Origin of the sequence: Nocardia amamiensis (assembly GCF_015477605.1) — a bacterium.
GTDB classification, from domain to species: Bacteria; Actinomycetota; Actinomycetes; order Mycobacteriales; family Mycobacteriaceae; genus Nocardia; species Nocardia amamiensis_A.
Genome location: NZ_JADLQX010000011.1, coordinates 127,098 through 139,067, shown reverse-complemented (window position 1 = coordinate 139,067; position 11,970 = coordinate 127,098). Strand labels below are relative to the sequence as shown.

The window sequence follows — 11,970 nt, the reverse complement described above, 5'->3', positions numbered from 1 at the left end:
CGCGCCTGCGTTAGCGTCGCAGTCATGCGGCTTCATGTGGGGTGTGCGATGTGGACGCACGCGGCATGGCAGGAACGGCAGCTCCCTCCGGGGGAGCGGCTGCGCTGGTACGCCACGTGGTGCAACGCGGTGGAGGGCAACACGACGTTCTACGCAACCCCGTCGCGGCGCACCGTGGAATCATGGGCGAGTCAGTGCGATCCGGAGTTCCGGTTCGTGCTCAAGCTGCCCAAACCGATCACGCACGAGCGCAGGCTGTCCGGCGTCGAGGAGGAACTGCGGTCGTTCCTCGCCGCGATGGCGCCGCTCGGGGAACGCGTCCACGCGCTGTGGGTACAGCTGCCCGGCTCGTTCGGCCCGACCGATCTCGGTGCGCTCGCCGGATTCCTGCGCCTGCTGCCGCGCGCCTATCGCCCCGCCGTCGAAGTCCGTCATCCCGCGTTCTTCGCCGACGAGCAGGCCGCGCGCAGGCTGGAATACGTGCTGTCGCGCGTCGACGCCGAATGGATACCGTTCGACACCACAGTGCTTTTCGACGGTCCGCCGGCCAGCGCGGCCGAGCAGGAGGCGGCGGCGAAGAAGCCGCGGGTGCCGCGCCGGATGCGCGCGCTGACGGTAAACCCGATCGTGCGTTATCACGGCCGCGACGACGTCGATCGGACGGTGGCGGGCTGGCAACCGTGGGTGGCCACGGTCGCCGCATGGCTGCGCGAAGGCAGGTCGCCGACGGTGTTCCTGCACACGCCGGACAACGCGGGCGCGCTGGAGCTGGCTCGCCGTTTCCACGACGAGGTCCGTGCGCGCCTGCCGGAGCTCGACCCGCTGCCCGAGCCCGCGCCCGCCGAGCCGATGACGCTGTTCTGACCGAGAAGGACGTTCCCGCACGGGAACGTCCTTGCCGTTCAGGACTGCAGGCCGACTTCGATCGCGAGGGTGAGCGTGATCTTGTCGCCGATCACCGCGCCGCCGTCGGGCAGCGGCATGTCGATGGTGATGCCGAAATCGCGGCGATTGATCACGGTTGTGGCCTCGAAGCCGGCGACCGGCCCCTGGCCCATGCCGGGATGCACGCCGAGGAACTCGACGGCGAGCGACACCGGCTTGGTGACGCCGCGGATGGTGAAGTCGCCGTCCACCACGACGTCCTCGCCGTCGACCCGGAACCCGGTGGACTCGAAGGTGGCCACCGGGAATTGCTCGGACTGGAAGAAGTCGGCGGTGCGCAGGTGGGCGTCGCGCTGCGCGTTGTCGGTGGTGACCGAGTCGACCCGGATCTCCGCATCGGCCCGGGCACTGCCGTCCTCGGCGATGACCAGCTTGCCGGAGAAGTCGGTGAAGCGGCCGCGCACCTTGCTGACCATCAGGTGGCGTACCGAGAAGCCGAGTGTGGAGTGGACGGGATCGATGGTCCAGGTGCCTGCGGGCAGCGCCTTGGTCATTTCGGGTGTCATGATGCTCTCCTCATGTGATTGAGATTTAAACTATGCGGGCGGATGGTTGGTTCGGGGGTATCGCGGGAAACTCAGTGGGTGCCGAGAAGCTGTGCGAACGGTACCGGCTCGTCGTACGGGTCGGTGGCACGCGATCGCGGTGTGTTGGTCAGAAGCGTGGCGAATTCCATTGCGGCACGGTCGATCCGGGCGATCAATCCATCCGAGTCGGCGGATGCCCAGTCCTCGGACGCCGCGTACACCGATGTGGGCGCTACCGCCGCACGCAGGTAGCTGAACATCGGCCGCGACGCGTGCTCCAAGGCCAGGGAGTGGCGCGCTGAGCCCCCGGTGGCGCCGAGCAGCACCGGCATCCCGCTCAGCGAATCCGGTTCCAGCACGTCGAAGAACGTCTTGAACAGGCCGCTGTAGGAGGCGTTGAAGATCGGCGTGACGGCGATCAGTCCGTCGGCGGTGACCACGGTGTCGATCGCCGCGCGCAGGGGCCCTGCCGCGAATCCGGTCACCAGGTTGTCGGCCAGATCGCGGGCGTGTTCGCGCAGCTCGACGACTTCGAACGAGGCGTCGACGCCCGAGTTCGCCAACGCCTTACCGGTCGCCGTGGCGAGCCGATCGGCGAGGAGTCTGGTCGACGAGGGTTGGGACAGTCCCGCGGAGACGACGGCGACGCGGGTCATCGTGTCGCCTCCGGGGCGGCGGCGCGGGCGGCGACCAGGCTTGCGTGCGTCGGCGCGTCCGGAACGTGCGCGGGGCGCATGGCGTCGAATTCCTTGCGCAGCACCGGCACGACTTCCGCACCGAGCAGATCCAGTTGCTCCAGTACGGTTTTCAGCGGAAGGCCCGCATGGTCCATCAGGAACAGCTGGCGCTGGTAGTCGCCGAACGACTCGCGGAAGGTGAGCGTCTTGTCGATGACTTCCTGCGGGCTGCCCACGGTGAGTGGGGTCTGCTCGGTGAACTCCTCCAGCGACGGGCCGTGTCCGTAGACCGGCGCGTTGTCGAAGTAGGGCCGGAATTCCCGCACCGCGTCCTGGGAGTTCTTGCGCATGAACACCTGCCCGCCCAGTCCGACGATGGCCTGGTCGGCCGAGCCGTGCCCGTAGTGCTCGTAGCGCCTGCGGTACAGCGAGATCAGCCGCTGGAAGTGCTCCTTCGGCCAGAAGATGTTGTTGGCGAAGAATCCGTCACCGTAGTAGGCGGCCTGCTCGGCGATTTCCGGACTGCGGATCGAGCCGTGCCAGACGAACGGCGGCACGCCGTCCAATGGACGCGGCGTCGAGGTGAACGACTGCAGCGGCGTGCGGAACTTGCCCTCCCAGTCGACCACGTCCTCGCGCCAGAGCCGGTGCAGCAGGTGGTAATTCTCGATCGCCAGCGGAATGCCGTCCCGGATGTCCTTGCCGAACCAGGGATAGACCGGTCCGGTGTTGCCGCGGCCGAGCATCAGGTCGACGCGGCCCCCGGCCAGGTGCTGCAACATGGCGAAGTCCTCGGCGATCTTCACCGGATCGTTCGTGGTGATCAGCGTGGTGGCGGTGGAGAGCTGAAGCCGCTCGGTCCGTGCCGCGATGTAACCGAGCATCGTCGTGGGCGACGACGGCACGAACGGCGGGTTGTGGTGCTCGCCGGTGGCGAACACGTCCAGTCCGACTTCTTCGGCCTTCTGCGCGATCGTCACCATCGCCGTGATGCGCTCGTGCTCACTCGGCGTCCGCCCGGTGGTCGGGTCGGTCGTCACATCGCCGACCGTGAAAATTCCGAACTGCACGACGCCTCCTTCGTTCTCAGTCTGAACCAATTTGGTGGATATGGCAACCAATGGAACGGCGGTGCGGGCACGGCTATTCCCCAGACGGCGGTGTGGCGCCGGTTACTGCAGGTATTCCTCCAGCCAGGTGCCGGTGAGAAGGCGGGTCACCTGGGCGCCGGTATCGAGTTCAGTGCTGCCGAAGGCGTGGTCGAGGAAGGGGAGCTCGACGTAGCGGTGGGGGATGGCCGCGGCATCGAGCGCGGCGGCGTAGGCCGCGGTGTGCGTGGCCAGCACGAGGTGGTCGTTCGCGCCCTGGACCAATAGCGTCGGCGGGGACTTGCCGGTGATGTGCGGTGCGGAGTCGGTCGCGGTGTACCGATCGGGATACTGCTCGGGCGTTCCGCCGAGATACTGCCGAGCCGCGTCGGAGCCGACCGCGGTCTCCGTGCCGGAGGCGGTGAGGTCGACCGCGGGATACAGCGCGATCACCGCGCCCACTCTGGGCAGCTCGGCGGCGTTACCGCAGCTGGGCCGCAGGACACCGGCGTTGATCTTGTTCGCCACGTTGATCGCGAGATTGCCGCCCGCCGAGCCGCCGAACGCGGCGACGCGGCGCATGTCCCAGTTGTACTGCCGCGCGTGTGCCGCGGCCCAGGTCAATGCGCAGGCGACGTCGGCGTCCGCGGTGTCCCAGCGATGCACGGCGTCGTCGGAGAGGCGGTAGTCCACATCGAGGACGGCGTAGCCGTTGTCGGCCAGCCATGTGGTGTAGGCGTTGGTGCCGCGGCTGCCGCTGACGAATGCGCCGCCGTGGATGCTGAGCACCAGCGGCGCAGGCGCGGATCCGGACGTGGGCAGGTACAGATCCGCCTGGATCGGCTGCCCGTCGACGGTCGCGTACGTGACGGTCTCGTCGGGCGGGTCACCGACGGTGCTGAACGGAACGGCCGGGGCGAACGGTAGCCACGCGCCCGCCGCGTCTCGCGCCGCGAACACCAGCGCCGCGCTCGTCGTGACGGAAAGTGCCAGACCCACGGCGGCCACCGCGGCCACCGTTCCCGCGACGCGCCGCCGGCCCGCCACACTGCGGCGCAGTGCTACCAGCGCGAGTCCGGCCGTCACCACCGCCAGAACCACATTCCATGAGCCCATCGCGTCGCGCACCGCGCCGAGCAACAGCAGGGCGGATTGGCTGATCGCGTTGCGCAGCAACGGCATGACCCAGGAGACCGGCACGACGGCGATCAGCTGGCTGAGTGCGACGTACCCGGCCGCCGCCGCCGCGAGCGTCAGCAAACCGATCCGGGCCAGGCGCCGCGGCGGCTTCGGCCTTCCGGATGCGGTCACGTCCGCTCCTCGCTCGTCGGTCATTCGGGCTCTCCGCTTCGGCGTCGGTTCCTGCGCTTCCAACATAGGTCGACCGCTATGCGAGCCCCTTCCCGCTGGCGACGCGTGCGTAGGTACTCGGGTAGCCGACTACGCACGACATTCGGCGGCGGGTCCGCAGAATCGGTCGCCAAAAGTGACTTCGGACACAGCGGTTTTGGAAGGTGCTTGGATGGCTGGATATCGCGATTGGTTGACACCCGCTCCGAATCCGGAGCCGCCGTTGGACAGTCGTCGCCGGGTCGAGCGCGACCGGCCGGCGAGCGATCCGGCGGCAGCGCGCGCACTACCGTGCCGACCGCGGACGAACGTCGCCGCGTCCGGGCGGCCGAGCGCGGGCGTGCGCGGCGCGCTGCGCCGGAGTCATCCCCAGGGAACTCGGCGCGATGACGAAACACTCTTCTCGGCGCGGCGTTTCGCCGATTCAGCGGTGCGGATCGTGCTGGAGGTGCTGGACCGCAGGAGACCGGTCGCGCAGCTCGCCGTGGTCGCCGACGCCACGGTCATCGCCGCGACGCGCACCCTGATCGCGGCAGACCTGGTGCCGGGCCGCGCTCTGGGCGTCGCGGTGCCGATGCGGGTGAGTGTGGCGCTCGTCGATGCCAAGACCGCCGAGGTTTACGCCGCCTACGCCCGCGGTGCCAGGCATTTCGCGCTGGCGGCCCGGATCGTGCGCACCCGGTCGGCGGGCTGGCGGCTGACCGCCTTGCGCATCCGGTGACGGATGTGACGGCGGCCGGTGGCGGCATCGAACGCGTCGAGCTGCTGGAGGTGAGCGGGACGGTCAGCAGTAGGTAGGCCAGCCAGCGGTGAGAGGTTCTCGGTCTGCGCGTCGAGGTCGCGGCCGACCGCGAACAGCTCGCGCTGGGGCCGGTTCGCCGGATGCGCCAGAGCGCCGGTCGTGGCTGATCGAACCCGTCGACCCGCCCGATCGTCGTGGTGAAGTAGCCCGCTACCTAGGTCGGGGCGTTCCTGGCTGTCTACGTGCCCTCTGCTGAGGCCTGCGAGCTCAGCCAGTCGTGCATCCACGACAGCGCGGTCGCGCCCCCGCCGACGGGGTAGCTGCCGTAGGCGGTGTGGGCCTCGGAGCGGTAGAACTCCTCGAGCAGTCGCGCGCGTTCCTGGTTGGCCGAGTCCGACAGCTGGCTCTGCAGCAGCGTGATCCCGCCGTTGGACATCAGGTCGCCGAGGATGGCGTTCATTTCGAGTTGGTAGCGCCAGAGGTAGGCCGGGTCCGGATGCGAGGTCTGGGCCAGGAAGCCCGCGAAGCGGGTCACGAAGTCGTCCGCGGCTGTGGCGCAGTAGAGGTCGCCGACCGCGCAGATGGTGCGGGTCTGCGGGCTGACGAAACCGAACCCGCCGATCCGCGGACCCCCCGCGCCCGCACCGGCGACCGGCGGCCCGACCAGAGCGTCGGCGGGGGAGCGGCGCGGATCGGAGATGAGTCCGACCGCCGCGATCCGGTGCGGCGGAACGACGCCGAGGCCGGTGCCGATCTCCGCGGCGAGATCTCCCGCGGCGTCGGCTCCTTGGCTGTAGCCGAGAAGCGCGATCTTCGTCGCACCGCACTCCCTGGCCATCGCCGCGATCATGCCGCGCGCGTTGTCCACGGCCTCACGCTTGGAGGCGCCGTAGACCTCGCTCTCCCACGGGAACGCCGTAGCGGCGTAGCTGACGTAGTCCACCCGCGCCGAGCTCGGCAGTCCGGCAGTGACCCCCGCGAGCATTCCGGGTCCGGGCCGGTCGTCGTCCGGCCGATCGGTGGTCTCCCATGTTCCCGGGATCGCCACCACGTACAAGCTCGGGCACTCCGGTTCCGCGACGGCCGGCCCGCTGCCGGGGCAGACGCACATCAGCGTCATCGCCGCGATACCGATGGCCGCAGAGATCAACTTCGATCGCATGCGTTCGCTCCTGGTAGTCCACGCGCCGCAGGCGCTCCCCGGCAGGAATCGGCCTCCGCCGGTGCCGCGCGGTGGTCGGACCCGGCCCCGTCGAAGGCAGCAATGAGACTCGGTGGTCTCAAAGTGCAGCCAGGATAGCGAGACTGTGTCAGACAGCACAATCGACCGACTATGTGACGCATATCACAGCCCGTTCACCTCGGCTTGCGCCAGACGATTGCTACGGGCTGTGACTGAGCAGGATGGCGATGGCCTCCGCCCATCGGTCGATGGTTGCCGCGGCAGCGCGCTCCGTCGAGCGCAGTGGCCGGGACATCGCGGTGCCGCGCAGTATCGCGACCGTGAGATCCCGGACGGCCGGATAGCGCGGATGGGCCGCGACTTCCGGACCGAACAGCGCATCGACCACACGATGGAGATCCCGCCCGGCCTGCCGTTCGGCCGCCCGCAACGCCTCGGCAAGCGACGGATCGGTGCGCGCGGCCGCCCATAACTCGAATTCCGCTTGTGCCGCAGGGCGCCCCATCGATTCGGACAACGCGGTCAGGGCGCGCAGTACCGGGTCGGAGCCGTCGCCGAGTCGATCGGCGACCTCTCGGACGGCAGCTTCGTTGCGTGCGACCAGATGGCCGACCAGCCCCGAAACCAACGCGTCGATAGTGGGGAAGTGATGGAGTAGCGCCCCGCGGCTGACGCCCGCCGCTCGCTGCACCGACAGCGTGGACAGCGCGGAGTAGCCCCGCTCGGCCAGGAGATCCGCGGCGGCGTCGAGAATGCGGACGCGAGTCGCCCGCTTCTGCTCCTCGCGTCGTCCGGCCATCGGGCTCCCCTTCGTCGCCCAGGACGATTTCACAGTCAGTATTGACTGTCAAACGCCGCGTGCGCCAGACTGCGGATACCCGGTTCCAGCCGACGTCGAAAGGAAAACGATGACCGACAGTGGACTCCAGGACGACGCGGCCGCGTGGTATCGCAACTGGGCCGAGACCCCGGACTCGCCGTGGGCGGGCCGCCCCGAACCGGACAACGCGGCTGAGTACCGCACGCTGACCTACGAACGAGACGGCCGGATTGCGCGGATCACGTTCAACAGGCCGGAAAAAGGCAACGCGATCACCCCGGACACCCCGCTCGATTTGGCGCGCGCGGTGGAGCGCGCCGATCTGGACCCACGGGTGCATGTGATCCTGCTGTCCGGGCGCGGCAAGGGCTTCTGCGGCGGTTACGACCTGAGCATGTTCGCCGAGCAGAGTTTCGCGGTGACCGGCGGACCCGACGACGTGGCGGGAACGGTCGTCGATCCGGTGGTGCAGGGCCGCAATCACGACCCGGCGCAGACCTGGGATCCGATGATCGACTACGCGATGATGAGCCGGTTCAACCGCGGGTTCGCCAGCCTGCTGCAGGCGAACAAGCCGACCGTGGCCAAGCTGCACGGCTTCGCCGTGGCGGGTGGCAGCGACATCGCCCTGTTCGCCGACCAGATCATCTGCGCCGACGACACCAAGATCGGTTATCCGCCCACCCGCGTGTGGGGCGTCCCGGCCGCGGGCATGTGGGCGCATCGTCTCGGTGACCAGCGCGCCAAACGCCTGCTGTTCACCGGTGACTGCCTCACCGGCAAACAGGCCGTCGAATGGGGCCTCGCGGTCGAATCCTGGCCCGCCGACGAACTCGACGCGCGCACCGAGGAATTCGTCGCCCGGATCGCGCGCATGCCGGTCAACCAGCTCATGATGGCCAAGCTGGCGCTCAACTCGGCGCTGTACGCGCAGGGCGTCGCCAATTCCGGCATGATCAGCACCGTCTTCGACGGCATCGCCCGCCACACCAGGGAGGGTTATGCCTTCACGAACCGTGCTTTCACCGTTGGTTTCCGCGAGGCGGTCCGCGAGCGTGACGAGCCGTTCGGCGATTACAAGCGCGCGCGGTCCGAGCGATAGATCTTCCGGGCGAGGCCGACACGCGCAACCGAGGCCTGCACGTAGTTCTCGCCGACGCCCGCGTCACGGTCCACGTGGCAATGTGCCGCGCTCGTCGTGATCATGTCTGCTCCACCGGTCCACGCCTCCGAACGCCGAGAGGATGGTTCGTTCACGGTACCTCCGCGTCCCGCGCGGCGACCGCGAGTCAGTGCTCGGGCAAAACCTTCCCGGCCGCTTGGTCCTCGACCTCATAACTGAGCCGAACATCGTGCGCCGCCTCGCCGCCGCACACCGTGACCCGGCTGGTCACCGGCGGATAGCCGCGCGCAACGATCGTGTAATCGCCCTCGGGCAGGTCGCTGACCAGGTAGCGGCCGGTCTCGTCGGTGTGCGTCGTCGCGATGAGCACGCCCGCCGCGTCGAGCACGCTGATCTGGACATCCGAGACCGCGCGGCCGCCGTCCGACCACGCCGTCCCGGCCAGCACCGCCATCGGCGCGAGGTCGATGTCATGGTGCAGGGGCCTGCTGTCCGGCACCGTCAGCGTGGTCGCGCTCGGACGCATGTGTTCGGCGATCGCCACCAGGGTGTAGGTGCCTGGGACAACGCCATGACACAGGTAAGCGCCATCGGAGGCGGCGGTGGCAGAGGCGACGACCTCTCCGTCCGGATCGGTCAGCGTGACGGTCGCGCCGGGCAGCGGCTCGCCGCGGGTGCGCGACCGGACCACGCCCGAGACCTCCCCGGAGCCGAGCAGCGTGATGTCGACCTGGCGGGGCTGGTCCCCGACGGTGACGTTGACCGCAGCTGGTTGATGGCCGACGGCCGACGCGATCAGCACATAATCGCCCGCAGCGGCCGCTGCGACGATGTAACCGCCGTCGGAGCCCCCGGTTGCCCGCCCGGCCTGACGTCCGCGCTGGTCGATCAGGGTCACAGCGGCGGAGGGCACCGGGCGCCCGTCTTCGCGGTGGACATAACCGCTGAGAAAACGGCCTTCGTGCTCCGCGCCGTCGGCCGCGTCGAAGCTCGCGCGCAGCTCGACGTGCCGCGCGCCGTTGCCCGCGGGATCGCCCGACGCGTGCTTGCCCGCCCCGGCGAGCACCGGCGCCGGCTCCGACAGCGCTTGCGCGGCGCCCTCCCAGACCTGATCCGCGTCCCACTGCGACTCGGCGTCCTGCGGCTCACCGCCCGGTGCCGCCGCCGGGACCGGATTGTCTTGCAGCGGAATCTCTTTCATGAACATCAGCACCACGCAGGCCAGCAGCGCCACGCCGGCCGCCGCGTAGAACACGCCGTGCATGGAGTCGGTGAACCCGGTGAGGATCGGTATCCTCAGCTCGTCGGGCAGGGCCGCGATGCCGCTGGTGTTGGACTGCATGCCGCTGAGCTGCTCGGGGCCGAACACGGGCGGCAGCACGCCGCCGAACGCGTCGGTGATCCGGTGCGGCAACAGGTTGAACAGGATCGTCAGGAACACCGCGACGCCGAGGGTGCCGCCCATCTGCCGGAAGAAGGTGGCCGACGCGGTGGAAACGCCCATGTCCGAGCGTGGTCCGGCGTTCTGCGCGGCGATGATCAACGTTTGCATGCAGCAGCCGAGCCCGAGGCCGATCACGCCGCCGTACACCAGCGGCTGCCACAGCGTGCTGTCGTAATGCACCTGGGCGTACAGCGTCGCGCCGAGCGCAACGATGAACGTGCCGGTCACCGGCAGGATCTTGTAGCGACCGGTCCGCTTGGTGATCCGCCCGGCCACCTGCGAGCCGATGGTGATGCCGAGCACCAGCGGCAGCATCAGCAGCCCGGCCTTCGTCGGCGAGTAGCCGCGCACCACCTGGAAGTACTGCGGGACCATGGTGATCGCGCCGAACATCGCCACGCCGACGATGAACCCACCCAGGATGGTGACGCTGAAGGTCGAATTCCGGAACAGTCGCAATGGGATCAGCGCCGCGTCCTTCATCAGGAACTCGACCAGGACGAACAGCAGGAAGCCGACCGCGCCGACGCCGTAGCAGATCAGCGCACGCTCCGAGCTCCATCCCCAATGGCGGCCCTGCTCGGCGACGATCAGCAGCGGCACGACGAAGACCGTCAGCGCCAGCGCCCCGAACCAGTCGACGCGGTGCTTCTGGCGCTGGTGCGGCGTGTTGAGCACTTTGGCCACCACGAGCATGGCGAGCACGCCGACCGGGACGTTCACCAGGAACACCCAGCGCCAGCCTTCGATGCCGCCGAGTTCTCGGTAGTCGGAGAAGAATCCGCCGAGCACCGGGCCGAGTACGGTGGCCGAGCCGAAGACCATCATGAAATAGCCCTGGTAGCGCACCCGTTCCCGTACGGGGACGATGTCGCCGATGATGGTGAACGCCAGCGACATCAGCCCGCCCGCACCGAGGCCCTGGAAGGCGCGGAACCCGGCGAGCTGGTACATCGAGGTGGCGAAGGTGCATGCCACCGAACCGATGACGAACAATCCGATCGCCACCAGATAGAACGGCTTGCGGCCATAGATGTCGGCCAGTTTGCCGTACAGCGGTGTGGTGATCGTCGCGGTGATCAGATACGCCGTGGTCGCCCAGGCCTGTTCGTCGAAACCGTGCAGGCTGTTGGCGATCTTCACGATCGCGACGCTGACGATGTTCTGGTCGAGCGCGGCCAGGAACATGCCGAGCATCAGGCCGGACAGGATGGTCAGGATCTGCCGGTGCGACAGTGCCGTGGCCGTGTCCAGGTCCCGTGGAGCCCGGGTGGTGGAATTCGTCATGAAAGAGCCCTATTTCGAATCGGATGGCTGCCGGGGAGTTGTCTCGATCCCTGCGTTGAGCCGGTCGAGCAGACCGGTCAAGGTGTCCCGGTCCCGTGCGGACCAGTCGGCCAGGATGTCGGCCAGCCACCGGTTGCGCAGCGCGCGGTTCTCCTCGAAGACGCGCACGCCCTCGGCGGTGGCCGCCAGTACGCACGCGCGGCCGTCGACCGGATCGGCCCGGCGCTCCACCAGGCCGTGCGCCACCAGCGATCTGGTCTGTCTGCTGATAGTGGAGGCTTCGGCGTGCAGCAGTTCGGCGATCCTGCCCGCGCGCTGCGGTCCCTCGTGGACCAGGCAGAACAGCACGGAGTAGGCCAGCCGTTCCAGCCCGTCCGGGCCCGGCTTGGCCAGCCGCGACTTCGCCCGGTTGACCGCTCGCATGAACCGCACGAGCTGCTTGCCGAGCTCGTCGGCGGCGGCGAGCTCGGCCGCCGTGACGGTGCGTTCGTGAGCGAGCGCAGCGAGCGAACCATCAACACAGCGCGCATCGCGCATGACGGAGCCGAGCGCCGGCGAGGCGCCGTCAGGGCCGGTAGCGGACATGGCACTCACCTCGGATGTTGCAAACCACAGATTAGTTAGCAAGGACAACTAGTTGCTTATGGCAACTATACATCCGCTGGGCCGATGCTTTGCGGGTGGATAACTCGGCGGGCTGGTCGCCACCGTCGCGAGCAACCTCCGGCGACGCAGCGGTCTTGCCTGTTGACCATTCGACCGACAGAATCCGCCCGAATATGCA

The 11,970-nt window shown here is 68.7% G+C and carries 11 protein-coding genes; 3 read left to right on the top strand and 8 right to left on the bottom strand.

Translation table 11 applies throughout. The features are described from left to right. Nucleotides 1-24: 24 nt before the first annotated feature. Nucleotides 25-864, top strand: a complete 840-nt coding sequence (locus tag IU459_RS16615) for a DUF72 domain-containing protein (protein WP_228838016.1) — start codon at nt 25-27, stop codon at nt 862-864. A 38-nt stretch (nt 865-902) separates the two neighbouring features. On the opposite strand, the gene IU459_RS16610 is transcribed toward IU459_RS16615, so the two are convergent. The 4 genes from IU459_RS16610 to IU459_RS16595 all read right to left on the bottom strand — a co-directional run bounded on the left by IU459_RS16610 (nt 903) and on the right by IU459_RS16595 (nt 4,548). Next, complete coding sequence (locus tag IU459_RS16610; protein WP_195130438.1) at nt 903-1,451, bottom strand: YceI family protein; 549 nt, start codon at nt 1,449-1,451, stop codon at nt 903-905. Nucleotides 1,452-1,522: 71 nt separating this feature from the next. Beyond that, nucleotides 1,523-2,128, bottom strand: coding sequence for an FMN reductase (locus IU459_RS16605; protein WP_195130437.1), 606 nt, complete (start codon nt 2,126-2,128; stop codon nt 1,523-1,525). Beyond that, complete coding sequence (locus tag IU459_RS16600) at nt 2,125-3,219, bottom strand: LLM class flavin-dependent oxidoreductase (protein ID WP_195130436.1); 1,095 nt, start codon at nt 3,217-3,219, stop codon at nt 2,125-2,127. Before IU459_RS16600 ends, IU459_RS16605 begins: the two co-directional genes overlap by 4 nt. 102 nt (nt 3,220-3,321) lie before the next feature. Continuing rightward, complete coding sequence (locus IU459_RS16595; protein WP_195130435.1) at nt 3,322-4,548, bottom strand: alpha/beta hydrolase fold domain-containing protein; 1,227 nt, start codon at nt 4,546-4,548, stop codon at nt 3,322-3,324. A gap of 211 nt (nt 4,549-4,759) precedes the next feature. On the opposite strand from IU459_RS16595, the gene IU459_RS16590 reads away from it, so the two are divergent. After that, entirely contained in the window at nt 4,760-5,308 is a 549-nt protein-coding gene (locus IU459_RS16590; protein WP_195130434.1) for an Rv3235 family protein, read from the top strand. A gap of 259 nt (nt 5,309-5,567) precedes the next feature. On the opposite strand, the gene IU459_RS16585 is transcribed toward IU459_RS16590, so the two are convergent. Both IU459_RS16585 and IU459_RS16580 read right to left on the bottom strand, forming a co-directional pair. After that, complete coding sequence (locus IU459_RS16585) at nt 5,568-6,491, bottom strand: cutinase family protein (RefSeq protein ID WP_195130433.1); 924 nt, start codon at nt 6,489-6,491, stop codon at nt 5,568-5,570. 220 nt (nt 6,492-6,711) lie between these two features. Then, nucleotides 6,712-7,311: a TetR/AcrR family transcriptional regulator gene (locus IU459_RS16580; protein WP_195130432.1), complete on the bottom strand. Its 600-nt coding sequence runs from the start codon at nt 7,309-7,311 to the stop codon at nt 6,712-6,714. Nucleotides 7,312-7,420: 109 nt separating this feature from the next. On the opposite strand from IU459_RS16580, the gene IU459_RS16575 reads away from it, so the two are divergent. After that, a complete protein-coding gene (locus tag IU459_RS16575) occupies nt 7,421-8,434 on the top strand; it encodes a crotonase/enoyl-CoA hydratase family protein (RefSeq protein WP_195130431.1) in 1,014 nt (337 codons plus the stop codon). 187 nt (nt 8,435-8,621) lie between these two features. Here IU459_RS16575 and IU459_RS16570 read toward each other — a convergent pair whose 3' ends face one another. Both IU459_RS16570 and IU459_RS16565 read right to left on the bottom strand, forming a co-directional pair. Beyond that, nucleotides 8,622-11,186 (bottom strand): MFS transporter, encoded by a 2,565-nt coding sequence (locus IU459_RS16570; RefSeq protein WP_195130430.1) that lies wholly within the window; start codon nt 11,184-11,186, stop codon nt 8,622-8,624. Nucleotides 11,187-11,195: 9 nt separating this feature from the next. Beyond that, entirely contained in the window at nt 11,196-11,771 is a 576-nt protein-coding gene (locus IU459_RS16565) for a MarR family winged helix-turn-helix transcriptional regulator (RefSeq protein WP_228838015.1), read from the bottom strand. Between the last annotated feature and the right edge of the window lie 199 nt (nt 11,772-11,970).

What these genes read in the sequence shown, in the direction of transcription:
- IU459_RS16615 (WP_228838016.1), top strand. Translation starts at nt 25, where the DNA reads ATGCGGCTTCATGTGGGGTGTGCGATGTGGACGCACGCGGCATGGCAG.
- IU459_RS16610 (WP_195130438.1), bottom strand. Translation starts at nt 1,451, where the DNA reads ATGACACCCGAAATGACCAAGGCGCTGCCCGCAGGCACCTGGACCATC.
- IU459_RS16605 (WP_195130437.1), bottom strand. Translation starts at nt 2,128, where the DNA reads ATGACCCGCGTCGCCGTCGTCTCCGCGGGACTGTCCCAACCCTCGTCG.
- IU459_RS16590 (WP_195130434.1), top strand. Translation starts at nt 4,760, where the DNA reads ATGGCTGGATATCGCGATTGGTTGACACCCGCTCCGAATCCGGAGCCG.
- IU459_RS16585 (WP_195130433.1), bottom strand. Translation starts at nt 6,491, where the DNA reads ATGCGATCGAAGTTGATCTCTGCGGCCATCGGTATCGCGGCGATGACG.
- IU459_RS16580 (WP_195130432.1), bottom strand. Translation starts at nt 7,311, where the DNA reads ATGGCCGGACGACGCGAGGAGCAGAAGCGGGCGACTCGCGTCCGCATT.
- IU459_RS16575 (WP_195130431.1), top strand. Translation starts at nt 7,421, where the DNA reads ATGACCGACAGTGGACTCCAGGACGACGCGGCCGCGTGGTATCGCAAC.
- IU459_RS16570 (WP_195130430.1), bottom strand. Translation starts at nt 11,186, where the DNA reads ATGACGAATTCCACCACCCGGGCTCCACGGGACCTGGACACGGCCACG.
- IU459_RS16565 (WP_228838015.1), bottom strand. Translation starts at nt 11,771, where the DNA reads ATGTCCGCTACCGGCCCTGACGGCGCCTCGCCGGCGCTCGGCTCCGTC.